This window comes from Roseococcus sp. GW821-FHT12F05 (genome assembly GCF_058806835.1).
In genome coordinates this window covers 599564-623042 of record NZ_JBXAQB010000003.1, presented here as the reverse complement: position 1 = coordinate 623042, position 23479 = coordinate 599564, and the positions used below count along the sequence as shown (strand labels likewise).

The 23479-nt window shown below is 72.4% G+C and carries 21 protein-coding genes; 12 read left to right on the top strand and 9 right to left on the bottom strand.

All coding sequences use genetic code 11. From position 1 onward, the window contains the following. Nucleotides 1–13 precede the first annotated feature (13 nt). The gene (locus AC1ROY_RS11335) at nt 14–457 is read right to left on the bottom strand and encodes a hypothetical protein (protein ID WP_493149028.1); all 444 of its coding nucleotides are present in this window, start codon (nt 455–457) and stop codon (nt 14–16) included. A gap of 80 nt (nt 458–537) precedes the next feature. Here AC1ROY_RS11335 and AC1ROY_RS11330 point away from each other — a divergent pair, with 80 nt between their 5' ends. The 4 genes from AC1ROY_RS11330 (at nt 538) to AC1ROY_RS11315 (ending at nt 4349) form a co-directional block, all read left to right on the top strand. After that, nucleotides 538–705 (top strand): hypothetical protein, encoded by a 168-nt coding sequence (locus AC1ROY_RS11330; protein WP_493148911.1) that lies wholly within the window; start codon nt 538–540, stop codon nt 703–705. Nucleotides 706–715: 10 nt separating this feature from the next. Then, on the top strand, nt 716–988 hold the full coding sequence (locus AC1ROY_RS11325) for a hypothetical protein (protein ID WP_493148910.1): 273 nt from the start codon (nt 716–718) through the stop codon (nt 986–988). A gap of 71 nt (nt 989–1059) precedes the next feature. After that, a complete protein-coding gene (locus AC1ROY_RS11320; protein ID WP_493148909.1) occupies nt 1060–3099 on the top strand; it encodes a DUF4139 domain-containing protein in 2040 nt (679 codons plus the stop codon). A 44-nt stretch (nt 3100–3143) separates the two neighbouring features. Continuing rightward, nucleotides 3144–4349 carry a multidrug effflux MFS transporter gene (locus tag AC1ROY_RS11315; RefSeq protein WP_493148908.1) on the top strand — a complete coding sequence of 402 codons (1206 nt, stop codon included), beginning with the start codon at nt 3144–3146 and terminating at the stop codon, nt 4347–4349. Here the strand turns inward: AC1ROY_RS11315 and AC1ROY_RS11310 are convergent. Then, nucleotides 4346–4786 (bottom strand): MarR family winged helix-turn-helix transcriptional regulator, encoded by a 441-nt coding sequence (locus tag AC1ROY_RS11310; RefSeq protein ID WP_493148907.1) that lies wholly within the window; start codon nt 4784–4786, stop codon nt 4346–4348. The genes AC1ROY_RS11315 and AC1ROY_RS11310 overlap by 4 nt on opposite strands. A gap of 68 nt (nt 4787–4854) precedes the next feature. Here AC1ROY_RS11310 and AC1ROY_RS11305 point away from each other — a divergent pair, with 68 nt between their 5' ends. After that, nucleotides 4855–5568 carry a DUF1428 domain-containing protein gene (locus AC1ROY_RS11305; RefSeq protein WP_493148906.1) on the top strand — a complete coding sequence of 238 codons (714 nt, stop codon included), beginning with the start codon at nt 4855–4857 and terminating at the stop codon, nt 5566–5568. Nucleotides 5569–5624: 56 nt separating this feature from the next. Beyond that, nucleotides 5625–6284, top strand: coding sequence for a dihydrofolate reductase family protein (locus tag AC1ROY_RS11300; protein WP_493148905.1), 660 nt, complete (start codon nt 5625–5627; stop codon nt 6282–6284). Here the strand turns inward: AC1ROY_RS11300 and AC1ROY_RS11295 are convergent. Beyond that, nucleotides 6281–7870 (bottom strand): cisplatin damage response ATP-dependent DNA ligase, encoded by a 1590-nt coding sequence (locus AC1ROY_RS11295; RefSeq protein WP_493148904.1) that lies wholly within the window; start codon nt 7868–7870, stop codon nt 6281–6283. The genes AC1ROY_RS11300 and AC1ROY_RS11295 overlap by 4 nt on opposite strands. Nucleotides 7871–8003: 133 nt before the next feature. After that, the gene (locus tag AC1ROY_RS11290) at nt 8004–9026 is read right to left on the bottom strand and encodes a ligase-associated DNA damage response exonuclease (protein WP_493148903.1); all 1023 of its coding nucleotides are present in this window, start codon (nt 9024–9026) and stop codon (nt 8004–8006) included. A gap of 47 nt (nt 9027–9073) precedes the next feature. On the opposite strand from AC1ROY_RS11290, the gene AC1ROY_RS11285 reads away from it, so the two are divergent. Both AC1ROY_RS11285 and pdeM read left to right on the top strand, forming a co-directional pair. Beyond that, complete coding sequence (locus AC1ROY_RS11285; RefSeq protein ID WP_493148902.1) at nt 9074–11605, top strand: ligase-associated DNA damage response DEXH box helicase; 2532 nt, start codon at nt 9074–9076, stop codon at nt 11603–11605. After that, nucleotides 11602–12288: a ligase-associated DNA damage response endonuclease PdeM gene (gene pdeM / locus AC1ROY_RS11280; protein WP_493148901.1), complete on the top strand. Its 687-nt coding sequence runs from the start codon at nt 11602–11604 to the stop codon at nt 12286–12288. The genes AC1ROY_RS11285 and pdeM overlap by 4 nt, the downstream gene beginning before the upstream one ends. A gap of 103 nt (nt 12289–12391) precedes the next feature. Here the strand turns inward: pdeM and AC1ROY_RS11275 are convergent, their stop codons facing one another. Then, nucleotides 12392–13000, bottom strand: a complete 609-nt coding sequence (locus tag AC1ROY_RS11275) for a fasciclin domain-containing protein (protein ID WP_493148900.1) — start codon at nt 12998–13000, stop codon at nt 12392–12394. 129 nt (nt 13001–13129) lie between these two features. Between AC1ROY_RS11275 and AC1ROY_RS11270 the strand changes: the two genes are divergently transcribed. Next, nucleotides 13130–14557 (top strand): cryptochrome/photolyase family protein, encoded by a 1428-nt coding sequence (locus tag AC1ROY_RS11270; RefSeq protein ID WP_493148899.1) that lies wholly within the window; start codon nt 13130–13132, stop codon nt 14555–14557. Continuing rightward, nucleotides 14554–15285 (top strand): metallophosphoesterase, encoded by a 732-nt coding sequence (locus AC1ROY_RS11265; protein ID WP_493148898.1) that lies wholly within the window; start codon nt 14554–14556, stop codon nt 15283–15285. The genes AC1ROY_RS11270 and AC1ROY_RS11265 overlap by 4 nt, the downstream gene beginning before the upstream one ends. Before the next feature lie 78 nt (nt 15286–15363). Here the strand turns inward: AC1ROY_RS11265 and AC1ROY_RS11260 are convergent, their stop codons facing one another. Both AC1ROY_RS11260 and AC1ROY_RS11255 read right to left on the bottom strand, forming a co-directional pair. Further along, nucleotides 15364–16893: a S8 family serine peptidase gene (locus AC1ROY_RS11260; RefSeq protein ID WP_493148897.1), complete on the bottom strand. Its 1530-nt coding sequence runs from the start codon at nt 16891–16893 to the stop codon at nt 15364–15366. An 88-nt stretch (nt 16894–16981) separates the two neighbouring features. Beyond that, a complete protein-coding gene (locus tag AC1ROY_RS11255; protein ID WP_493148896.1) occupies nt 16982–17440 on the bottom strand; it encodes a hypothetical protein in 459 nt (152 codons plus the stop codon). Between the two features lie 135 nt (nt 17441–17575). On the opposite strand from AC1ROY_RS11255, the gene AC1ROY_RS11250 reads away from it, so the two are divergent. After that, entirely contained in the window at nt 17576–18757 is a 1182-nt protein-coding gene (locus AC1ROY_RS11250; RefSeq protein ID WP_493148895.1) for a YcaO-like family protein, read from the top strand. A gap of 43 nt (nt 18758–18800) precedes the next feature. Then, nucleotides 18801–20810 (top strand): BTAD domain-containing putative transcriptional regulator, encoded by a 2010-nt coding sequence (locus AC1ROY_RS11245; RefSeq protein ID WP_493148894.1) that lies wholly within the window; start codon nt 18801–18803, stop codon nt 20808–20810. Nucleotides 20811–20912: 102 nt separating this feature from the next. On the opposite strand, the gene AC1ROY_RS11240 is transcribed toward AC1ROY_RS11245, so the two are convergent. Both AC1ROY_RS11240 and AC1ROY_RS11235 read right to left on the bottom strand, forming a co-directional pair. Then, on the bottom strand, nt 20913–22550 hold the full coding sequence (locus tag AC1ROY_RS11240; RefSeq protein ID WP_493148893.1) for a peroxidase family protein: 1638 nt from the start codon (nt 22548–22550) through the stop codon (nt 20913–20915). Between the two features lie 137 nt (nt 22551–22687). After that, entirely contained in the window at nt 22688–23479 is a 792-nt protein-coding gene (locus tag AC1ROY_RS11235) for a creatininase family protein (protein ID WP_493148892.1), read from the bottom strand.

The following is a 23479-nucleotide window of genomic DNA, read 5'->3' as shown; positions in this document are numbered from 1 at the left end:
GGGGCGCGCAGGGTCAATCCGGCCGGATCCAGGCGGACGGCCAGTCCTCCAGGTCGCCGAGGTTCTGGTCTTCGCACATCACGGAATAGAGCGGCTCGGCCGGGAAGTCGTTTACGCGGATCGTGAGCACGCGTCCCTGGAACTCGGCGCGATACGGGACGATGCCGTCGCCGGTGCGGGACCAGATGATGGGCGCGGCCAGGCGCTCGAGCATCCGCACGAGCCGGCAATGGGCCACCAGCCGGCCGAAGGCATCGCCATCCAGCCGGTCGAGGTCCACCGACCAGAATTCGCCGAGGCGCGGGAAGAGATCATGGCGGAAGACGAAGGCGCCGGAGGCCGGATCGAGCGCCATCACGCCGACACCCCCATCCGGCATGCGCACCTCCATCACCGGCCGGTCGGCCAGGGCATAGAGGCGGACCGGCACGATCCCCCGCGGCAGCTCCATCGGCACGTCACCCTCCCTGACCTGGGAAACTTCCCGCGCCCCGCCCGCGTTCCCTCCCTGCGGCAACACGCCGAGAGGAGGGCCAGATGAACGGCACCGTGAAGAACGACAAGACCAGGGCCGAGACCGAAAAGGAGCTCGACCAGGCGCTGAAGGACAGCTTTCCCGGCAGCGATCCCGTGCAGCTCACCGATCCGAGCCAGGGCCTCGGCCGCGCGCCGAAGCAGCCGCGCCCGGAACCCGAGAAGAAGTGAGGCCGCGGCGATGAACGTCTATGCCGGCCCCGAAGGCCGGCGCTGCCTCGTCGGGCGGGCTCGCGTGCCCTGGGACCACGGGCCGATCCTCGTGGCCGGCGAGATCAGCGAGCAGTTCGCCATCCATGCCATCCGCTGTCCCGGCGAGCGGGGCGGACTGGTCGAGATCGCCGTGCTGCTCTCGCCCGGCCAGCGTCCCGATCTGCTGCCGGGCTGGCGGCCCGCGATCCCGGCCGGTCTGGCAGGCCACCTCCTTCGCCTGATGCGGCAGACCGCCATCTGAAGAACATGCCGCCGCATTCCTGCCCGGAAGTTTGCGATGATCCCGCGCAAACATCCCGGAAGGATGCCGCCATGTCCCCGCGCCTGCCATTCGCGCTGCTGCTGCTCGCCACGACCTCGCTGTCCGCCGCCGAGCTGCCGGTGCGCGGCGTCACCCTCTCCTCCGCCGGCCTCGCGCAGATCGAGCGCAGCGGCACCGTTCCCGCCGCCGAGCCCGCCCTCACCTTCCGCGTGCCCACCGAGGACGTGGACGACATCCTGCGCTCGCTGGTGGTCAGCGATCCCGCCGGCCGCGTGGAGGGCCTGCGCCTGCCCGCCCAGGATCTCGCCGCCGAGGCGTTCCGGGGCCTGCCCGTCCGTCCCGAGGATTTCGAGAGCCGCGCCGCGCTGCTCAATGCGCTGCGCGGCGAGCGCATCTCCATCGGCGGCGTCGAGGGCCGCATCGCCGAGGCCACCGAGGCCCGCGGCGGGCTGCGCGTCTCGCTGATCACCGAGACCGGCCTGCGCAGCCTCCGCTTCACCGAGGAGGAGGAGCTGCGGCTGCTCGATCCGGGCCTCGCCGCGCGCATCGCCCGCGCCGCCGAGGCCGTCGCGGCCACGCGCGCGGCGGACACGCGGCAGCTCTCCATCGCGCTGCGGCCGGGGGCGAATGCCGAGCGCGAGATCGCGCTGGCCTATGTCGCCGGCGCGCCGCTGTGGAAGCCGTCCTGGCGCCTCGCCGTGCCGGAGTTCGGCGCCGCCGACGGCCGCGCGCGGTTGATGGGCTGGGCGGTGGTCGAGAACCGCAGCGGCGCGGACTGGACCGGCATCCGCCTCTCCCTCGTCTCGGGCGAGGCGGCGGCCTTCCGCCAGGCGCTCTACACGCCGATCATTCTGCCGCGGCGCGAGCTGCCGATCCTGGGCAGCGGTCAGGTCGACATCGGCGCGGACAGCGGCGCGCGGCCGGCGCCGCCGCCCCCGCCGCCGGCGCCCGCGATGGCCGCGGCGCCCATGCCCCGGCTGTCGGCCCGGGGCGGCGTGGCCGAGTTCGCCGCTTCCACGCCCGCCCCCTCCGTCGCCGACGCGCCGCCGGCCGCCGCGGAAGCGACGGCCGCGGCCTCGCTGGGCCGCGTCGCCTTCACTTTGGCCGATCCCGTCACCATCCGCGCCGGCGAGACGGCCAACCTGCCCTTCCTCGACCAGCGCCTGAACGCCGAGCGGGTCTGGTGGGCGCAGAACCTGACCGCCCGCTATCCCCTGCAGGCCGTGCGCCTGCGCAACGAGACGAATCACGCATTGCCGGGCGGAATCGTGACGGTCTTCGGCAGCACGGGCGCGGAGGCGGGCGGATTCCTCGGCGACACGCAGCTCCTCGGCCTGCCGCCCGGCGAGACGCGACTGCTTGCCTTCGCCCGCGACCGCGAGGTGCAGTACACCGTGGCCCAGCGCAGCGACGCCACGCCCATCCGCGCCGAGTTCCGCCGCGGCGCCGTGGTCGCGACCTTACGCGCGGTGCACACCGTCGCCTTCGCCATCGACCCGCGCGGCGGCCGCGGCCGCTTCGTCGCCGACCTGCCCCGCCGGCCCGGCGAGACCCCGCGCTTCGTGCCCGCCTCCGAGGGCGATTTCGGCCTCCGCGTGGAAGCCATGCTGGAAGGGCGCCCGGTCAATCTCGACTGGAGCTGGGAGCGGGAGCAGCAGCAGACCATCCCGCTCTGGGAAGCGGCCCTGCCCGACCCTCTGCCGCCCGTCTGGCGCGACCTGAACCTCGAGCGCGACCCGGCGCGGCTGCCCGGCGGCACCGACCGGCTGGACGCGCTGCGCAACGTCCTCTCGCGCCTGCCCGAGGGCGCGCCCGGCCGCGCCGACCTCACGGCCCTCATCGCGGACTACACCCAGGCGCGGCAGCTCATGGACGCCTTCCGCACGGCCGCCCGCGCCTCTGCCGCCGCCGAGGCCAACCTCGCCCGTGCCCGCCGCGCCTTCGAGGACCGGACGGGCAGCGAGAAGGAGGGCGCGCGGCAGCAGCTCAACGCCGCCTCGATCGAGGCGGGACGGCTGGGGACCGCCGCGGACAACGCCTGGACGGCCTGGCGGGCTGCTGCACAGAAGGTCGTCGCGCGCGGAAGCTGATCGCCCGCTTCCGCAGACGCGATGGTGCGGCGCAATATAGGGCGATGGCCGCACCCGAATCCGCCGACCGCGCCGCCAGCGCCATCCACCTGCCGCTCTGGCTGCTGGTGCTGATCACCACCTCCGGCACCTTCGGCATCCATGTCTTCGTGCCGGCCCTGCCGCAGGCGGGCGCCGCGCTCCAGGCGCCGGGCGCGCTGATGTCGCTGACCATCAGCCTCTACGTGCTGGGGCTGGCGCTGGGGCAGCTCTTCTACGGGCCGGTCTCGGACAGCTTCGGGCGGCGGCCGGTGCTGCTGGCGGGGTTGACGCTCTACAGCCTGGCCGGCCTGATGGCGGCCCTCGCCCCGGAGGCGCACTGGCTGGTCGCCGCGCGGCTGCTGCAGGCGATGGGCGGCTGCGCAGGACTGGCGCTCGGCCGCGCCATGGTGCGCGACGTCTCGCCGCCGCGCGAGGCCGCCTCGCGGCTGGCCGTGCTGAACCTCGCCGTCTCCGCGGGCCCGGCCATGGCGCCGCTGATCGGCGGATTCCTCGCGGAGCAGCTGGGCTGGCGCGCGGTGCTGCTTTTCCTCAGCCTGATGGGCGCGGCCACCACCCTGCTGGCGCTGCGCATCCTGCCGGAGACCAACCGGGGCGGCCAGGGCCGCAGCGTGGCGGCCCTGGCGCAGGACTACCGGCGGCTCATCTCCTCGCCGGCCTTCCTCGGCTATGCCATCGGCGGCGGCTGCGCGACCACGAGCTGGTACGCCTATCTCACAGCCCTGCCCTTCATGGTGATGGACCAGCTCGGCCGTCCGATCCGCGAGGTGGGGTTCATCGCGATCACGCTGATGCTCGGGACCTCCCTGGGCAATATCCTGGCGGCGCGGCTGCTGCGGCGGTTCTCGCTCGCCGTGCTGCTGCCCTGCGCCAGCCTGGTCGGCGTGCTGGGCACGCTGATGTTCCTGGCCTCGGTGATGACGGGGCATCTCACCCTCGTCGCCGTCGTCGTTGGACCGCTGATCTACATGGTGGGGGTGGGCATCACGAGCCCGCTCTCGCTGACCAAGGCCGTCAGCGTGAACCCGGCGGTCATCGGCTCGGCCGCGGGGCTGTACGGCTGCGCCCAGATGGGGGTGGGCGCGGTCTGCGCGGCGCTGGTGGGCTTCGGGAGCAATCCCGCGGTGGCGGCGGCCACGATCCTGGCGGGCGCGACGGTGCTGGGCCTGCTCTGCTTCGTCCTGGCGCTGGCCTGGGAGCGGCGGGCCTAGGCCAGAGCGCGCAGCCCGGCGCGCAGGGTCCGGAGATCGTTCGGCGCGAGAGCCGCTTCGACCTCCGCATGCTCCCTCGTCCAGATGGGCACGGCGTCCTGCAGCACGGCCTGCCCTTCCGGCGTCAGCTTCAGCCGGCGGTTGCGCCGGTCCTGCGGATCGACCGCGATCTCCAGCAGGCCCCGGCGCTCCAGCGGCTTGAGGTTGGCGGTGAGCGTGGTGCGGTCCATGGCCAGCAGCGACGCGACCGAACCCATGGTCGGCGGCTCCGGCCGGTTCAGCGACATCAGCAGCGAAAACTGCCCGCTCGTCAGCCCGGCCGGGCGCATCGCCTCGTCGAAGCGGCGCGCCAGGGCGCGGGCCGCGCGCTGCGCCGCGAGGCACAGGCAATGGTCACGAACATGCAGCGTGGTCTCGAAGGGCACGCGGTTTGACATCGCCTAATTACGTTGATATCAACTTAATATGTCAAGGCCGGAACGGCCTCGCAACGGAGGAGATCCGCATGAGCTATGTCCAGGGCTTCGTGGTTGCCGTCCCGTCCGCCAGCCGCGAGGCCTATCGCGCCCATGCGGAGAGCTACGTGGCCCTCTTCCAGGAGTTCGGCGCGCAGCGCGTCGTCCATGCCTGGGGCGACGACGTGCCCGACGGCAAGCTGACCGACCTCAAGGGCGCCGTGCAGGCGAAGCCGGACGAGACGGTCGTCGTGTCCTGGCACGAATATGCAAGCGAGCCCGCGGCGATGGCGGCCTATGGCCGCATGATGTCCGACCCCCGCATGAAGACGCTGATGGAGGCCGGCGCGCCCTTCGACGGCAAGCGCGTGATCTATGGCGGCTTCGCCTCGCTGCGCGACGATGCCCGGGCCGGCGGCGCGCCCTATGTCGACGTCGCCATCATCCCCGTCCCCACCGGCAGGAAGGACGAATTCGCCGCGCGCTCCGCCGCGATGGCGGAGGTGCTGAAGGAGCACGGGGCGACGCGCGTGGTGGACGGCTGGGGCGCGAATGTGCCGGAGGGCCAGGTCACCGACTTCCGCCGCGCGGTGAAGGCCACGCCGGAGGAGACCGTCGTCTATTCCTGGATCGAGTGGCCCTCGAAGGAAGCGCGCGAGGCCGGCTGGCCGAGGGTCATGGCCGATCCGCGCATGCAGGGGGAGATGCCCTTCGACGGCAAGCGCATGATCTTCGGCGGCTTCGCCTCGATCCTGGATGCCTGAGGGATCTCGGACGCTGGTTCAGAAGACGGCACGTTGCAGGCAGTGGGGGAATTCCAGTGGGATCGGTCAGGGTGGCGGGGTTTTCGGTGTCGCTGGACGGGTTCGGAGCGGGGCCTGAACAGAGTCTTCAGGATCCCCTGGGGCGAGGTGGGAAGGAACTGTTCGGCTGGTTCTTCGGGACGAAGACCTTCCGGGCCATGATCGGCCAGGGCGGCGGCTCGGAGGGCGTGGACGAGGCCTTCGCCCACCGGTCGATGGACGGCTTCGGCGCCTTCATCCTCGGCCGGAACATGTTCGGGCCCTCCCGCGGGGAGTGGCCGGATGACGGCTGGAAGGGCTGGTGGGGGGACAATCCGCCCTATCACGCGCCGACCTTCATCCTGACGCATCAGGCCCGCGCGCCGATCGCGATGGAGGGCGGCACCACCTTCCACTTCGTCACCGACGGGATCCACGCCGCGCTGGAGCGCGCCCGCGACGCCGCGGGGGCGCGCGACGTCAAGATCGGCGGCGGCGTGGCGACCGTTCGGCAATACCTGCAGGCCGGACTGGTCGACGAGCTGCACCTCGCGGTCTCGCCCGTCCTGCTCGGAACGGGCGAGGCGTTGTTCCAGGGCCTGGACCTCCCGGCCCTGGGTTACCGGGTGACGGAATCCCAGGCCACGGAGCTCGCGATGCATGTCGTGCTCGGACGGCAGGGGCACGTATCGGCCTAAGCCGCCGCGGCGCCCGGCACGATCAGCGCGACCAGCGTCTCCAGCCGGTCCGCCTCCTCCGGCGGCTTGTCGCGGCGGATGCGGGCGATGCGCGGGAAGCGCAGCGCCACGCCGGACTTGTGGCGCGTGGAATATTGCGCGGCATCGAACTCCACCTCCAGCACGAGGCCGCGCTCGACCTCGCGCACGGGGCCGAAGCGGTTGGTGGTGTGGTTGCGGATCCACTTGTCGAGCCAGAGCAGCTCCTCGTCGGTGTAGCCGGAATAGGCCTTGCCGATGGGGACCAGCTCGTCCCCGCGCCACAGCCCGAAGGTGTAGTCGGAATAGAAGCTGCTGCGCTTGCCGTGGCCGCGCTGGGCGTACATCAGCACCGCGTCCACACTGAGCGGGTTGCGCTTCCACTTCCACCAGGGGCCCTTGATGCGGCCGGGGGAATAGATGCTGTCGCCGCGCTTGAGCATGAGCCCTTCGATGGAGGCCGCGCGGGCGCCGGCGCGAATCTCGGCCAGTTCCTCCATGGTGCCGAAGGGGATGAGGGGCGAGAGGTCCATCCGCTCCGGCTGCACACGTTCATACCAGGCCTCCAGACGGGCGCGACGCGCATCGAAAGGCAGGCCGCGCAGATCCTCCTCGCCGTCGAAGAGCAGGTCGTAGAGGCGCACCGCGGCGGGATAGTCGCGCAGCATCTTCGGCGTGACGACCTTGCGGTTTAGCCGCTGCTGGAGGTCGGAGAACGGCGCGATTTCGCCGTCGCGGACGACCAGCAGCTCGCCATCGGCGACGCCGTGAAAGGTCATGGCCTCCAGGATGTCCGGGAAGGCACCAGAGACGTCCTCGCCCGAGCGCGACCAGATGCGCGCCCCGCCCGGCCCGGCGGTCAGCTGCACGCGGATGCCGTCCCACTTCCATTCAGCGCGCCAGTCCGGCGCGTTGAGCGCGGAAAAATCCTTCTCCTCCAGCGGATGGGCCAGCATCAGCGGACGGAAGACCGGCAGGCCCTTCGGGTCGGGCCGCGGGCCCATGCCCTCCAGCCAGGCGAAGAGCGGCCGGTAGGGTGGCGCCACGCCGTGCCAGACCTCCTCGATCTCGCCGACATCGACCTTCGCCCAATCCGCCAGCGCGGTCTTGGCGAGGCGGGCGGAGGCGCCGACGCGCAGCCCTCCCGTCACCAGCTTGATGAGCGCCAGCCGCGAGCCCGGGTCCAGCGCGTCCATCCAGCCCGCGATGACCTGGGGCAGCGACGTCTTGGGCGCCGTCTCCAGCGTCTCGACGACCTCGGTCAGGCTGAGCGGCGGCCGGTTGCTGCGCGTGTCCGGCCACATCAGCGCGATGGTCTCCGCGAGGTCGCCCACATAGTCGTAGCTGATGGCGAAGAGCGTGGGGTCCGTCCGCTCGGCGATGAGCTCGCGCAGGATCGCGGGCTTGGCGGTGCGGAAGACCAGCTCGCCCGCCAGGGCCGCGAGGCCGATGCCGCGGTCCGGATCGCCCTGGGTCGCGAACCACTGCCGCATCAGCGCAAGCTTGGCGTTGCGCCCGGGCGAGAAGACGAGCCCTTCCAGCAGCTCCGCGAAGGCCGGGACGCTCATGCTTTTTCCGCCCTCAGACGCCGGGCGCCGCCTCCGGCGGCTTGGCTTCGCCGCGCGGCAGATGCGCCAGGCCGGAAGCCCCATTGGGCGGCGCCGGCCGCCGTGCGGCCGGATGCGGCGAGGGAGCACCTTATCATTCGTCCTCCCCTCCGTCCTCGCCCATGCCGACGAGGTGCAGCGCGCGGCCCTTGATGCCGCGCAGGCCGAGCGCGTGGATCAGCGCGTCCTCGCGCCCGTGGGTGACCCAGATCTCGCCGGCCTCGACCTCGGCGCAGGTCGAGAGCAGCTCGGGCCAGTCGGCGTGGTCGGAGATGATGAGCGGCAGCTCCACCCCGCCCTGCCGGGCCCGCTGCCGCACGCGCATCCAGCCCGAGGCCAGGCAGGGCAGCGGGTCGTTGAGCCGCCGCGCCCAGCGTTCGCCGATCTCCGAAGGCGGGGCCAGCACGATCGCGCCCGCGAACTTTTCCCGGCCCTGGACCGTAGCGGGGACCAGCTCGCCGAGGTCCACGCCCAGCTCCTGGTAGAGCTTGCACAGCCGCATCAGGGCCCCATGCAGCGGGATGGGCGCGTCCCACCCGGCCTGCCGCAGCAGCGCGATCAGCCGCTGCGCCTTGCCCAGCGCGTAGCAGCCGATGACGTGTGTGCGCTCCGGGAAGAGCCGCACGCTGCGCAGCAGCCGCGCGATTTCGAGCTCCGCCGGCGGGTGGTGAAAGACCGGCAGGGCGAAGGTGGCCTCGGTGACGAAGACGTCGCAGCGCTCCAATTCGAAGGGCGCACAGGTCGGGTCCGGGCGGCGCTTGTAGTCGCCACTGACCACCGCGCGCGAGCCCTGCCACTCCAGACAGACCTGCGCGCTGCCCAGCACGTGCCCCGCCGGCCGCAGCCAGAGCTTCACGCCGTTGATGTGCAGCACCTCGCCGTAGCCCAAAGGCTGCTGGGAGGTCCCGGCCTGACCGGGCGCCATGCGCTCGCGCATGACGGCCAGCGTTTCCGAGGTGGCGAGCACGCGCTCATGCCCCGGCCGCGCATGGTCGCTGTGGCCATGGGTGATGACGGCCCGGTCCACCGCACGCTGGGGGTCCACGTAGAAGCCGCCGGGCTCGCAGAACAGCCCGGCCGGCGTAACGCACAGCCAGGTCTTGGGATGGGGTGGCATCGGGCTCCTTCACGCCGCGCAACTGGTCGCATATATCTGGGTTCGGAATGAGAACATTGCCAGAACTTTTTGCCGGCTGGTTCGCCGGGCGCGGCTGGTCCCCGCGCCCCCACCAGCTGGACATGCTGGAGGCGGCGAGGGCGAAAAGCTCCGCCCTGCTCATCGCGCCGACCGGCGGCGGCAAGACCTTGGCAGGCTTCCTCCCCAGCCTCATCCAGCTCTACGAAACACCTCGCAAAGGGTTGCACACGCTCTACGTTTCCCCGCTGAAGGCGCTGGCGGTGGACATCGCCCGCAACCTGGAGGCGCCCATCGCCGAGATGGGCCTGGACATCACCGTCGAGACCCGCACGGGCGACACGCCCGCCAATCGCCGCGCCCGCCAGCGCCAGAACCCGCCGAATATCCTGCTGACCACGCCGGAGAGCCTGACCCTGCTGCTCTCGCTGCCCGATGCCGGGAGCCTCTTCGGCGACCTCGCCTGCGTCGTGGTGGACGAGGCGCATGCGCTCGCCGGCACCAAGCGCGGCGACCAGCTTTCGCTCTGCCTGTCGCGGCTCTCGGCCCTGGCGCCGGACTGCCGCCATGTCGGCCTCTCCGCCACGGTGAACCATCCCGAGGCCCTGCGCGCCTGGCTCTCCCCCACCGCCCGCGCCGAGGATGTGGAGCTGATCCGTGCCGCCCCCGGCACGCCGCCCGTGATCGGCGTGCAGCTTCCCGAGGGCAAGCTGCCCTGGGGTGGGCATATGGGCCTCGCCTCGGCGCCCGAGATCATGGCGCGCATCGCGGATGCCGGCGTCACCATCGTCTTCGTCAACACCCGCGCCCAGTCCGAGCTGATCTTCGCCGCGCTGTGGAAGCTCAACGAGGAGGCGCTGCCCATCGCGCTCCACCACGGCAGCCTGACGGTGGAGCAGCGCCGCAAGGTCGAGGCCGCGATGGCGGCGGGAAAGCTGCGGGGCGTGGTCGCCACCTCCTCGCTCGACCTCGGCATCGACTGGGGCGCCGTGGACCAGGTGATCCAGGTCGGCGCGCCCAAGGGTGTCTCGCGCCTGCTCCAGCGCGTCGGCCGCGCGAACCACCGCATGGACGAGGCCAGCGCCGCCCTGCTGGTGCCGGCCAACCGCTTCGAGGTCATCGAATGCGCCGCCGCCATCGAGAGCGTCGAGGCCGGCGAGCTGGATGGCGAGCCGCCCCGCCAGGGCGGGCTCGACGTGCTGGCGCAGCACATCCTCGCCGTGGCCTGCCACGGACCCTTTCACCCCGACGACCTCTATGCCGAAGTGCGCCGCGCCGGCGCCTATTCGGGACTGAGCCGCCGCGACTTCGACGACACGCTGCGCTTCGTCGAGGATGGCGGCTACGCCCTCTCCTCCTACGAGCGCTACCGCAAGCTCTTCCGCGATTCCGAGGGGCTGATCCATGTCCGCGGCAACCAGGTCGCGCTGCAGCTGCGGCTCAACCTCGGCACTATCGTGGAGACGCCGCTGCTCAAGGTGAAGCTGCGCGGCGGCCCCATCCTCGGCGAGGTGGAGGAGTGGTTCATCTCCACCCTCACCGAGGGCGACACCTTCCTCTTCGCGGGGCAGGTGCTGCGCTACGAGGGGATGGCCGGCGTCGTTGCCCAGGTCTCGCGCGGCGGCGAGGGCGAGCCGCGCGTGCCCGCCTATGCCGGCGCGAAGATGCCGCTCTCGACCCATCTCGGAAACCGCGTGCGCGACATCCTGTCCGACCCCACGCACTGGGCGCTGCTGCCCGAGAGCGTGCAGGAATGGCTCGACCTCCAGCGCGACAAGAGCGAGCTGCCCCGAGCCGACGGCCTCCTGGTCGAGACGTTTCCGCGCGGCGGCCGCTGGTTCATGGTCGCCTATACCTTCGAGGGCCGCCTCGCCCACCAGACGCTGGGCATGCTGGCCACGCGCCGCATGGAGCGGCTGGGCTGGGGACCGCTCGGCTTCGTCGCGACGGACTACGTGATCGCCACCTGGTCCGCCTTCGAGCCAGCCGATCCCGACGCGCTCTTCACCGAGGACCTGCTCGGCGAGGAGCTGGAGGAATGGATCGCGGAGAGCTCGATGCTCCGCCGCACCTTCCGCAACATCGCGACGATCGCGGGCCTGATCCAGAAGAACCACCCCGATGCCGAAAAATCCCGGAAGCAGATGAGCGTGAACTCCGACCTGATCTACGACGTCCTCCGCCGCCACGAGCCGGACCATGTGCTGCTGCGCGCGACCCGCGCCGAGGCGGCCTGGGGCCTGACCGACGTGGCCCGCATCGGCACTCTATTGGCGCGCGCGAAGGGGCATATCCGGCATCGCCGGCTGGATCACGTTTCGCCGCTGGCGGTGCCGGCGCTGATCGAGATCGGCCATGAATGGGTCGCGGGTGGCGCCGAGGAGACGGTGCTGGCCGAAGCCATCGCGCTGGTGGACGAGGCGACCGAAGGCGCCGACAGCTTTTCCGGCGAGCTCGGTCTGGGCGACCTCGCGGAGGACAACCCAGCGCCGCCCCCGCGCCATCGCGAGCGGAGAAAATCGCGCTTCCATCGCAAGGCGCCGAAGGAGGCCGTGCAGTGATCGCCGCCCCCGTCCATCTCGGCGGCGAGCGGCTGATGCTCTGCCCGACCGGTGTCGCGATCTGGCCCGCGACGCGCACGCTGATCGTCTCGGACCTGCATTTCGAGAAGGGCAGCGCCATGGCCGTGCGAGGCGCGCATGTGCCGCCCTACGACACGCGCGAGACCATGATCCGCCTCGCCTTCACGATCCGCCGTCACGCGCCGCGCCGCCTGCTGGTGCTGGGCGACGCGCTGCACGACGACCGCGCGCTGGCACGCATGGCGCCGGCCGACCTCGCCGCGCTGCGCCGGCTGCTGGAACCGCTGGAGGTGATCTGGATTGCCGGCAACCACGATCCCGCGCCGCAGCCGGAGCTGCCGGGCATCTCCGTGCCGGAATGGGGAGAGGGACGCCTGCACTTCCGCCATATCGGCGGCATCACGCCGCTCGCGCGCCATGACGCCGAGCTGAGCGGCCACTATCACCCCAAGGCGACGCTGCCCACGCGCATCGGCGGCATCACGCGGCCCTGCTTCCTGGCGACAGGACAGCGGCTGGTGCTGCCGGCCTTCGGCGCCTTCACCGGCGGGCTCGACGTGCGCGACCCGGCCATGGCGATGGTCGCGAAAGCGGCCCAGCGGGTGTTCCTGCTGGGCCGCGAAAGGCTTCACAGCGCCTCCTTCGAGGCGCTGCGCGCTTAGACCATGATGCCTTCGCTTCCGCTCACGCATCATGCTCCAGCCTTTGCCTGCCGCGGGATTCAGACCTGCGGCACCTTCGCGCCTCCGGTCATCCCGCTTCAGGTCACTGGATCAGCGGGCGATTCACCGGCAGCACGATGCCGTTGCTGGCCAGGATCTGCGGACCCGCAAGATTCGCAGGGGCATAGGCATTCGCGCCGCCCACGCCGAAGCCGGCGTCGCCGACCAGGGTGATCTGCAGCTGGCCGCCCGTGGCCGAAGAGACCTGCAGCACATTGCCGTTACGCGTGCGGAGCTGCACGGTTCGCTCGGCGAAGTCGGCGACGGTGTAGCGGCCTTCGACGATATGCATGTTGATCAGGGCCTGCAGGCGGACCTGGTCGCCCTGCTGGCGCTGGCCGCCCGATCCGCCGGTGCTCGGCGCGAGGTTCTCGCGCAGGGCGGCGGGGATCATGTCCACCGCCGGGTCGGGCAGCGCGAAGAGCGTGAAGGGACCGGCGCCGCGCAGCGTCGTGACCGCGCCCGCGAGGCTGGCGTATTCGAGGAAGCTGTTGAAGCCGCCGGCCGCGGCCAGCGCATCGATCACGTTGGTCTGCGGGATGACGCTGCCGCCGGTGACGACCGGGGCGTTCATCGTCGTCTGGGCGAGCAGCGGAAGCGGAAGCGCGGCAGCCGCGGCGGCGCCGAGCAGGATGTGGCGACGAGAGGTCATGGCTCGAGAGCCTTTCTCAAAGGATGGGGTGGGCCGCGCTGGGCGGAAGTGCATGTGCAACGCAGACATGAATTTCCGGTTGCATTCGGCGGCTTTGCGCGAAGGACACAAAAACCCCACATTGCATGAATGACCGCCCCTGCCCTGTTCTGGTTCCGTCAGGATCTCCGCCTCGCCGACAATCCCGGTCTCGATTCGCTGGGCGACCGTCCGGCGCTTTTGGTCTTCGTGCTCGACGATGCCGCCGCCTGGGCGCCGGGCGGGGCGCAGCGCTGGTGGCTGCGCCAGTCGCTGGCCGCGCTCGACGCGTCGCTCCGCCGGCGCGGCACGGCGCTGCATCTGGCGCAGGGCGACGCCGCCAGGATCATCCCCGAGCTGGCCGGGCGGATCGGCGCGGCCGAGGTGGTTGCGGGCCGGCTCTGCGAGCCCTGGGCCCGGAAGCGCGACGCGGCGGTCGCCGAGGCGCTGGAGAAGGCCGGCCGGAAGCTCGTCCTGCACACGCATTCGCTGCTGCACGAGCCGCACCGCATCCGCACTGGCGCGGGGAATCCTTTCTCCGTCTACACCCCGTTCTCGCGCGCGATCTTCGCCCTCGGCGAGCCGCACCCGCCCATCCCGGCGCCGCGGCGCCTGACGCCGGTCGCGCATCCGCCGAAGGGCGAGGATCTCGACGCGCTGAAGCTGCTGCCCTCAGCGCCCGAGCCCGAATGGTGGCGCGGGTTTCACGAGTTCTGGACGCCGGGCGAGGCCGGCGCCGCGAAACGCCTCGCCGGGTTCGGCCGCGCGGTCGGCCGCTACGAGGCCGACCGCGACACGCCCTCGCTCGACGGCACCTCGGGTCTCAGCCCGCATCTGCGCTTCGGCGAAGTCAGCCCCCGCCAGGTCTGGCACGCCGCGCGCGAGGCAGGGCTGAAGGGCGAGGCCGGCTTCCTCAAGGAGCTGCTCTGGCGCGAGTTCTCCCACCACACGCTCTGGCACCGCCCGGAGATGCCGGAGCAGCCGCTGCGCGCCGAATTCGCCCGCTTCGCCTGGAAGGCCTCGAAGCCGGCGCTGCGCGCCTGGCAGCGCGGCCGCACCGGCTATCCGATCGTCGATGCCGGGATGCGGCAGCTCTGGCACATGGGCTGGATGCACAACCGCGTCCGCATGGTCGCCGCCTCCTTCCTGGTGAAGCACCTGCTGCAGCCCTGGCAGGCGGGCGAGGCCTGGTTCTGGGACACGCTGGTCGACGGCGACCTCGCGAGCAATGCTGCCAACTGGCAATGGGTGGCAGGCTCCGGCGCCGATGCCGCGCCCTATTTCCGCGTCTTCAACCCCACGCTGCAGGGCCGGAAGTTCGACGCGGACGGCGCCTATGTGCGCCGCTGGGTGCCGGAGCTCGCGAGACTGCCCGCCAAGCACATCCACACGCCCTGGGAGGCGCCCGTCGAGGTGCTGGCGCAGGCCGGCGTGACGCTGGGACGCGACTACCCGCGCCCCATCATCGGCCATGCCGAGGGCCGCGCCCGCGCGCTGGCCGCCCACGCCGCCCTTCGTGCGGAGGAGGCTGCCGCGTGACGCCCACCGCCGCCGAGCTCCGGCGCCGCGGCTTCCGTGGCCTGCGCGTCGTGGGCGACGTCCACGGCGAATCCGGCGCGCTGGAGGCCGCCATCATCGGCGCCTGCAACGCCGACCTCTTCCTGCTCCAGCTCGGCGACCTCACCGATTACGGCCCGGACGCGCCGGGCGTGCTGCGCGACGTCTTCGCGCTGCTGGACGCGCAGGCCGGCATGTTCCTGCTGGGCAACCACGACCACAAGCTGCGCCGCGCCCTCGTCGGCAATCGCGTGCGCAGCCCGGCCGAGGCGACGCCGCGCACGCTGGAGCAGCTCGACGCCGCGCCCGACGGCGCCGAGCTCACCGAGCGCGCCATCGCCGAGATCGGCCGCGCGCCGGCCTGGTGGCGGCTCGGCTCCTGGGTCTTCGTCCACGCCGCCTTCCATCCGGGCATGATGTTCGAGGCGGCCCCGCGCGAGGCCGGCACGCGGCGGCCGGACAACCTCGTCTCGCGCGCGCTCTTCGGCCAGGTGACCGGCCGCACCCAGGGCGACGGCTATCCCGAGCGGCTGCTGCACTGGGTGGATTCGATTCCCCCCGGCGTCACCGTCTATTGCGGCCACGATCAGCGCTCGACGGACGGCCGCCCCTGGACGACGCGCGGCCGCGCCGGCGGCGAGGCCGTGTTCATGGACACCGGCTCCGGCAAGGGCGGGCACCTCTCCTGGATCGACCTGCCGCTGCCGTGATTGAACGACCGCTGCAGGAGCGAGCGCCAGGACACCCGCCGGAGGGGGGTGGGGGAAGGCGCTTCCGGCCCGGCCTCGTCAGAGCAGGGAGCGCGCCGCTTCCACAGCCTCCAGAACATTGACCCTCCCCTGCCCGCAATACTCATTGCGCCCCTCGGCATAGCGGTGCTGCCCCACGGGGTCCGCCGTCATGGCCAACAGCTCGCGCAGCTCGGCCTCGGCCATGTGGGGCCGCAGCGACAGCACCAGCGCGCAGGCGCCGGCCACGATCGCCGCCGCCGCCGCCGTGCCGCTGAAGCTGATCTGCCCGCCGTTCGGCCCGCCCCCTGGGCCCGTGGTGAGCACCTGCACGCCCGGCGCCAGCAGCCCGACCTGCGGTCCGTAGGCGCTGGCCCAGTCGGTCTCGCCGTCGCGGGTCCAGGCGCTCTTGGCCTCGTCGAAGGCATTGCCGGCGGCGACGGTCAGCAGGTTCGGCAGGCTGCCAGGGAAGGCCACCGGTCCCGGCCGGTCGCCGGCGGCGGCGACGATCACGCAGCCGCGGCCGCCACGCCCCTTGGTCCGCGCCTCCTCGATGGCCTCGCGGATCTCCGGCGATTCGAGGACCTCCGTCCAGCCGAGCAGGATCACGGCGGCGCCCGCCTCGCGCCAGCTCCAGTCGATGCCCCGGCAGATGGCGCCGATGCCGGTCATCCAGGCCGCGCCCGCCTGCTCCGCCCGGCCGATCCGCACGTCGAGCAGCGAGCAGCCGGCGGCCACGCCGCGGATGCCCGTGCCGAGCGCGCCGCGCCCCGCGATGAGGCCGGCGCAGGCCGTGCCGTGCCAGCTCCAGGGGCTGCGCGCCGCGCGCAGCGCGTCGAAGCGGCCCACCAGGGCGCCCGCCAGGTCCGGATGGCCGGCATCGATGCCGTCGCCCAGCACCGCCACGCGGATCCCCGGCCGGCCGGGCGTCACCGCCTGCGCCTCCAGCGCCCGCACGAGGTGAAGCGCGTATTGCTCCTGCGCGGGAGGGGCGCCGCGCGGGAGGCCGTCGCGCCCGGCCGGGGCGAGCGGGCCGAAAGCCACGAAGTCAGGCTCCGCATGCAGCACCATCCGCTCGCCATGCAGCTCGCGGCAGATCTGGAAGATGTCCGCATCGTCGTCGGCCTGAGCGATCACCAGCCCGCCATGCTGTCCCATCGTGGCCAGCCGATGGGTCCGCAGCAGCGCGCAGACCGGCGCGCCGGGCCGGAAGCGGAGGATTGCGCGCCCGGTCGGCACCACGCGGTTCTCGCCGACGCGGAAGACCGGCAGCGCGCGCGCGACCTCGGGACGCCCGGCGAGCGCCGCCTTCGCCGCGGCCGCGCCGGACCCGCCCAGCCCGGGCGGCGTCACGGCCAGGAGGGTGATCCGCTCGCCCGGCACCTCGCGGCGCGTTTCGAAGGGGAGCAGCCCGGCCACGGACTCGGCGGCCAGCGCCCATTCGTCGCGCGGCACGTCGTTGCGGAAGCGGACGGCGACGAAGCCCTCGTCCCGTTCCAGCCGCACGCTGCGCCCGGCGAGGCGGTAGCGATTGTCCTGCGCGCGGATGTCCTTCCGGCGCTTGGCGATGCGGCGATCCGCCGCGGTCATGGCGAGTCTCATCGTGAGCCCGCCCGGAGCTGCCCAAAGACCATTCCCACTACTCCCAACCCTCGTCTTTTTGACGATGAGCACGTCCTTACAAGGATGCGCGTGATCCCATCGTTAAGCGCTGCTCCGCGCCTGCGACGGTTTCGCCGATCCATGGCCGGCGCTCGGCGCCCAGGCGCCACCGCACGCCGGAGGCCAGCTCGCCGGCGGCGAAGAGACGGAGCTGCGGCGGCTCGCCCATCAGCCAGATGGCGCCAGGGCCGGGCCGGAAGGATCCGGCCACCGAGACACCGGGCGGCGGCTGGCCCAGGAGCTCGAAATGCGCGCTCGGCCCATCCATCAGCCGGCCGATCAGCGTGCTCCGCGGCACGAGCCCGGCGGGCGGAGCGGTGCCGCCGGCGCTTCCCGTCGCGCTGACCGCGACCACGCTGCCGCCCGGGCCGAAGCGCGAGACGATGAGCCATATTCCGTGCCAGGCACGCTCCCGCATCCGGGTGGTGAGCAGCAGGTCGCCCTGCATGGCGATGACGAAGCCGTTTTCCGGCATGGGATGGTGGGTTCCTTTCGAAGCCCTGAATGCGCCCCCCTGCGTGAGCTCTGCGTGAATTGGGGGCGGTCACGGCTCCGGCGTTCCGGTCCGCCGGGTCCCGCTCTAGGCTGCCGGCGGACCGGGCGAGGCTTCATGGCGATCACGGAAGAGCTGCTGCGCGGCGCGCTGCAGGCGCTGGAGGGCGGGACCTCGCCCCTCCTCGATCATCTCGGCTGGGCGGCGCCGGCGGCGCCGGAGCTGACGGCCGATCGCCGCGCCCTGCTGCGCGTGGGAACGACCTGCCGCCGCGTCTTTCCCCTGCCCGTCCCCAACGCGCCGGGCCTGCATGCCTTCGGCGCGGAGTTCGATCCCACGGCCCTCGCCGGGGAGGCCGGGCTCGGCGTCCTCGGCAGCTCCGGAGTCGGCCTCGATCCGGGCCGCGCCTTCGCGGCCTGCCTGGGCGAGGCCGCGGAGCTGATGGCGCAGGTCGAGACGCCCGAGGACCGGGCCGCCGGCCGCGGGCCGCTGACGGCGCATCGCTGGCCCGACGGCGCGCCGCGCGAGGTCCCGCGCGGGCGCTGCCTGCGCCGGGCCGGGGCGCCGCCGCCGGGCTCGCCGCTCAGCATCGGCTGCGCGACCGCGCGCAGCTCCGTGGAGGCCCGCCTCGCCGCCGCCATGGAGCTGGTCGAGCGCGACGCGGTGGCGCTCTGGTGGCGCGGCGGGCGCCGTCCGCGGCCGATGGGCGACGTCGCGGTGGAGGCGCCGCTGCGGGCCAGGCTCCAGGCCGGCGCGCGCCTGCTCGACATCACCACGGAGAACGGCGTTCCCGCCGTCGCCGCCATCTCCTTTCGCGGGGACGGCGCGGGATTCTGCTGCGGCACCGCGGCGCGGCCGGACCTCGCGGCGGCGGCCCGCGCGGCGCTGGTCGAGCTCTGCCAGAACGAGCTCGCGATCCTGCTGGTGGAGGCCAAGCGCTCCGCGCTCGGCGAGGCCGCGCTGAACCCGCGCGACCGGACCCATCTGCGGCGCCATGCGGCGGTCCGCGATGCCGCCGTCCCGATCCTCCATCCCGAGGGCGGGCCCGGCGCGCCTTCCCTGCCGGGCGACGACGCGGCGGCACGGCTGGATGCGCTGGCCGCGCGACTCGGCGAGGCCGGGATGGAGCTGCTCTTCCTCGACCACACGCGCTCCGGGACCGGCCTGCCCGTGCTGCGCGCGCTGGTTCCCGGGCTGGCCTGCGAACCCTCGGCGGAGCTGCCCCCGCGCCTCGCCGGGGCGATTGCGCGCCATGGCGGCGGCCCCGGAATCGACCCGGGCATTTTGCTATTCGCGTGACAGGACCTATTCTTCAACCTTCCAAAGAAATAAATGATTTGGCATGAGCCAGGCTTTGGCAGAGATCACAGGTGGCGTCGGCAGCACCGAGGGCGGTTCCCCTCTGTCGCTCTCGCTCCTGGGCCCTTTCCGCGCCGTCCTCGGCGGCACGCAGCTCCGCCTGCGCAACCGCAAGGCGCGCGCCGTACTGGGCTGCCTTGCCCTGTCCGAAACCGGCGCGGCGAGCCGCGAGCGGCTGGTCGGCCTGCTCTGGAGCGAATCCCCGGAGGACAAGGCCCGGGCCTCGCTGCGCCAGGTGGTGCACGAACTGCGCGAGGCGCTGCCGGAAGAGCTGCTGCACACGGGGCGCATCGACATCGCGCTGGAGCGCGGGGCGCTCGGCCTCGACACGGAGCGGCTGCTGCGCGGCATCGAGGCCGGCGAGCTGGAGACCGCGCTGCTCGAGATTCCCCGCATCGCCGAAACGCTCTTCGAAGGGCTCGACGACCTCGACCCCGCCTTCTCCGCCTGGCTGCGCCCAAGGCGGATCGCCCTGCACGAGCGGATGACCGCCGGGCTCGAGACCCTGCTCGCCGGCGCCGAGGGCCCGGCGCGGCGCGGGGTCGCGCGTGCCCTGCTCAACCTGGATGCCACGCATGAGGAGGCCTGCCGGCGGTTCATGCTCGCCGCCGCCGAGGAGGGCGACGTCCCCGCCGCGCTGCGCGCCTACGAAGCGCTGTGGAACGTGCTGGACGAGGACTTCGACATGGAGCCCTCGGACGCGACGCAGGAGGTGGTGGCCGCGATCAAGTCCGGCCGGATCCTGCCCGCCGGGCCGCCGCTTGCCGTCGGCAAGGCCGCCCGCATGGCGCTGCTCGTCGAGCCCTTCGCCGCGCATGGCGTGCCGGAGGACCAGGCCCACCTCGTCCATGGCTTCCGCCACGACCTGCTCGCCTCGCTGGTGCGCTTCCGCGAGTGGTTCGTGCTGGATGGCGGGCAGATCCCGGCCGTCTCCGCCACCCTCGGCCGCGTCTCCGGCCGCTACGCCGTCGGCGCCACGGCCTATCAGGCGGGCTCGCGTATCAGCCTCGTGGTGACGATCCGCGACGCCGACCATGGGCTCGTCATCTGGAGCGAGCGCTCCGACCTCGACCTCGCGACCTGGTTCGAGGCGCAGCAGAAGCTGGTCCGCCGCATCGCGACCTCGCTGAAGGGCCAGGTCTCGGCGGCGCGGCTGGCGAGCCTGCCGCTCCAGAAGGAGGTGGTGATGGCCGCGCACGACCGCTGGCTGCTCGGGCAGTCCGTGATGCGCGGCTTCCGGGGCGACAGCTATGCGCGCGTGCGCCAGCTCTTCGAGGAATCCATCGCCGCGGATCCCTCCTTCTCGCCCGCCTACAGCAGCCTCGCGCAGTCCCACAACGGCGGGCACATCGCCAATCCAGGCTCGTGGCGCAGCCGCGCGACGGAGGCCAGGGCCCTCGAGCTCGCCCGCAAGGCCGTGCAGCTCGACCCCATGGATTCCCGTGCCCATCTGGTGCTGGGCTGGTCGCTGGCCATGTCCGGAGAGGGGAGCATGGCCGCTCCGCACATGCGCCGGGCGACGCAGCTCAACCCGAACGACAGCTGGACGCTGATCTCCTCGGCGCTGTTCCATGCCTTCTCGGCGCGGCACGAGGAAGCCAGGCGCCTCGCCGACGAGGCGCTGGAGATGACGCTGGCCGCCTCGCCCACGCTCTGGGGCTATCAGGTGGTGGTGGCCTATCTGCGCGGCGACGACGAGGCGACCCTGGAGGCCTGCGACCGCGCGCAGGACGTGATCCGCACGCTGCCCGCCTGGCGCGCGGCGGCGCTGCACAATCTCGGCGATGCGGAGGGCGCGCGGCGCAGTGCCGCGCGCTTCTTCGAGCTGGTGCGTGCCGCCTGGGTCGGTCCCGGACCGGCCACGGAAGCGGAGATGGGGCGGTGGCTGCTGCACCAGTACCCGTTCAGCACGGAGGAGAACTGGAATCGCCTCCGCCGTGGCGTGGCCGGTGCGGGCATCCCTGCGGATGGACTCACCTTCGGCAACTGGTAGGGGCCGGCACTCCCGCGTCCGGGGAAGAACAGCCAGCGTCGCCTTGCCGGAGATGCATCAGCCTTCGGGATGACCCGGCCGCAAAGCGGTCGGCACGGCCCTTCACGAGCTTGCCGCGCACGCGGCGCCAACGCCGTGAATACGCGCGACGAAGCGGACGAGCCCGCCCATGTCGTCGAGCTCCGGCAGGTCGGCCGGGCGCCGGATCGTCAGGCCGAGCGGCGCGGCGAGGTCGATGAGGCTTCCGACGAGCGGGCCGTCGACGGTCTCGCCCGGCAGCGGATCGGCCAGCATGACGCCGAACAGCGCCTCGGCGATGAGGATCGAGCCGAGCGGGCCCAGCTGGTATCCCTCGTGCCGCTTCCAGGCCTCGAACTGGATGTAGAAGGGCAGCGGCGGATCGCCCGAGAGCTCTTTGATCTCCGCCTTGGTGAAGGGGTCGAGCGGATTGGCATTCTCCGCCAGCCAGGCGGCAATGGCCCTGGTCCGGACCGGGTCGCGCGCGAGGTCCAGATCGCCGAAGGGCGCGACCCAGGGGCGCTCCAGCTCGCGGGCGCGCGCCACGATCGCGGCGTGCAGCGCGGGAACCGACCACATCTGCGCGGCCCCCGCGCTCATCATGTCCTGCAGCGGGAGGCCCGAGGTGCCGGCGACCGGCCCCGGGAAGAGCGCGCCGCCGTGCAGCGGCGGGACATAGCTCGGCCGGATGCGCAGGCTGAGGTTCTTCGGCAGCGTCGCGGCCGCGCCATCCTCGCCCGGCACCTCGAAGAACCTGCCCCACTGCACGATCCAGTCGCGCGTGAGCGGCATGGTGCGCGGGCCGCGCAGCGTCTCGTCGATGCCGCGGCTGAAGTCGCTGGTGGTGTCGTAGCTCGGGCGGATCATCGCATGGACGAAGCGCATCGCCCCGTTCCGGAATTCGAACGGCACGGAGAGGCTGGCACGGTCCGGATCCCGGTCGCAGTCCAGCAGGTCGGCGGGGCCGGCCTTCAGGTAGCGCTCGTAGATCGCGGGATCGAGCAGGCGGCGCAGCACGTCCCTGCGCAGGATGCGGCGGTAGATCAGCGTCGTCGCGGTGCGCGCCCAGGCGAAGACCGGCTCGCGCGCATGCTCCTGCGCGACGGGGCCGGCGGGCAGGCCCGCGATCTCCACCAGCGAGTTGTGCAGCATGTGCCAGAGCGTGGTCATCTGCACGACGAAAGGGTGCTCCTCGCTGCGCGGGTCGTGGATCACTGGGTCGGCGAAGACGGCGTTGCCCTTCACATCCTCGCCCGGGATGCGGGCGAGGTCGCGCAGGTTGGCGGACGCGATCGGGCCGAGGCGCGGCCGGGTGCGGGCGACGTCGGAATCATCGCCCGACGCATGGACAAGCGGGCAGCCGAAGGGACCGTTGCCGTAGATCGTGTCGAGCCGCAGCCGTGCGTTGTGCTGGTTCAGCGCCTCGGCGCGCGCCGGGGGAATTGGCCGGAAGGGCGTGGGCAAGCAGTCATGCGCCACGAGCTGCAGGAGATAAGTGTAGCCCGAGGGGATGCAGGGGTTCTCGTGGAGCCTGTCGTCCGTCGGCAGCATCGCCTTTGAGAGGCGGCAGAGCATGGCCACCTGCGCCTTGCGCTCCGACTCCGTGCGGAAGAGGCGGCTGCGCTCGGTCTCCGCGGGCGGGCGCAGGAAGTGGCGGCAGCCCTGGGGCACACGGTCCACATCGGCCGGCGCGAAGATGCTCTCCTCCGCCATGGGTCGCATGGCCCATACGTTTCCGCCGTGCACCGATGCCATGGCAAGTTCTCCGCAACCCTTGAGGAGAACCTAGTCCGGGAGCGTGATGCCACCGTGATCGGAATCCGCGCGCCCTGGCCCCCATCGCGGGCGCGTGAGCCGGGTCAGCGCGCCTTCCAAAGCTCCGGATTGGCGAGGAGTTCCGCGCATTTCGCGGTGATGGCGTCGAGCAGCTTCGCCCCCTTCTCCGCGCTCGCCACCCGCGCGTCGCCGACCACGCCGCTCTTCGTGATCTCGCGGAAGGAGCGCCGCATGAGCAGGCCGGGCGGCTGCCCCGGCACGCGCGAGGAGGCCGGCCCATGCGCCTTGGAGAGCTGCTCCGGCCGCACGCTGCCGGGGGCCAGGTGCATCATCATCGAGGTCTCGGCCTCGCAGGCGTGCATGAGGGTCTGCTGCCGCTCCAGCAGCGGCTGGATCACCTCGGGCACCATGTGCCAATAGGTCGCGCCGCCGACGCGGATGCCGAACTCCACCGCGAGGTCGGTCGCCGCCGTGCCGATGGCCTCGGCATTGCCGCCATGGCCGTTCATCAGGAAGACGCGCTTGAAGCCGTGCCGCGCGGCCGAGCCCACGACATGACGCAGCACGGCCTGGAAGGTCGCGTGGTCGAGCGTCACGGTGCCGCCGAAGGCCATGTGGTGCTCGGCGAGGCCGGCCCAGCAGACCGGCGTCACGATCACGCGATGGCCAGCCTCGACCATGCGCCGCGCCGTCTCCAGCGCGACGGTGCCGCCGAGCACGGTGTCCACGCCGGTCGCGAGGTGCGGGCCGTGCTGCTCCATCGAGGCGACGGGCACGATGACCAGCGCATCGGCCGCCGCCTCGGCCTGGACCTCGGCGGCGGTGAGCTTCATCCATTCGAGGCTGCGGGCCGCGGTCTTGGGCTTCCTTGCCAT

Coding starts and splice junctions, on each gene's coding strand:
- AC1ROY_RS11330 (WP_493148911.1), top strand. CDS start 538: ATGAACGGCACCGTGAAGAACGACAAGACCAGGGCCGAGACCGAAAAG.
- AC1ROY_RS11325 (WP_493148910.1), top strand. CDS start 716: ATGAACGTCTATGCCGGCCCCGAAGGCCGGCGCTGCCTCGTCGGGCGG.
- AC1ROY_RS11320 (WP_493148909.1), top strand. CDS start 1,060: ATGTCCCCGCGCCTGCCATTCGCGCTGCTGCTGCTCGCCACGACCTCG.
- AC1ROY_RS11315 (WP_493148908.1), top strand. CDS start 3,144: ATGGCCGCACCCGAATCCGCCGACCGCGCCGCCAGCGCCATCCACCTG.
- AC1ROY_RS11310 (WP_493148907.1), bottom strand. CDS start 4,786: ATGTCAAACCGCGTGCCCTTCGAGACCACGCTGCATGTTCGTGACCAT.
- AC1ROY_RS11305 (WP_493148906.1), top strand. CDS start 4,855: ATGAGCTATGTCCAGGGCTTCGTGGTTGCCGTCCCGTCCGCCAGCCGC.
- AC1ROY_RS11295 (WP_493148904.1), bottom strand. CDS start 7,870: ATGAGCGTCCCGGCCTTCGCGGAGCTGCTGGAAGGGCTCGTCTTCTCG.
- AC1ROY_RS11290 (WP_493148903.1), bottom strand. CDS start 9,026: ATGCCACCCCATCCCAAGACCTGGCTGTGCGTTACGCCGGCCGGGCTG.
- AC1ROY_RS11285 (WP_493148902.1), top strand. CDS start 9,074: ATGAGAACATTGCCAGAACTTTTTGCCGGCTGGTTCGCCGGGCGCGGC.
- AC1ROY_RS11275 (WP_493148900.1), bottom strand. CDS start 13,000: ATGACCTCTCGTCGCCACATCCTGCTCGGCGCCGCCGCGGCTGCCGCG.
- AC1ROY_RS11270 (WP_493148899.1), top strand. CDS start 13,130: ATGACCGCCCCTGCCCTGTTCTGGTTCCGTCAGGATCTCCGCCTCGCC.
- AC1ROY_RS11260 (WP_493148897.1), bottom strand. CDS start 16,893: ATGACCGCGGCGGATCGCCGCATCGCCAAGCGCCGGAAGGACATCCGC.
- AC1ROY_RS11255 (WP_493148896.1), bottom strand. CDS start 17,440: ATGCCGGAAAACGGCTTCGTCATCGCCATGCAGGGCGACCTGCTGCTC.
- AC1ROY_RS11250 (WP_493148895.1), top strand. CDS start 17,576: ATGGCGATCACGGAAGAGCTGCTGCGCGGCGCGCTGCAGGCGCTGGAG.
- AC1ROY_RS11245 (WP_493148894.1), top strand. CDS start 18,801: ATGAGCCAGGCTTTGGCAGAGATCACAGGTGGCGTCGGCAGCACCGAG.
- AC1ROY_RS11240 (WP_493148893.1), bottom strand. CDS start 22,550: ATGCGACCCATGGCGGAGGAGAGCATCTTCGCGCCGGCCGATGTGGAC.
- AC1ROY_RS11235 (WP_493148892.1), bottom strand. CDS start 23,479: ATGGCAAGGAAGCCCAAGACCGCGGCCCGCAGCCTCGAATGGATGAAG.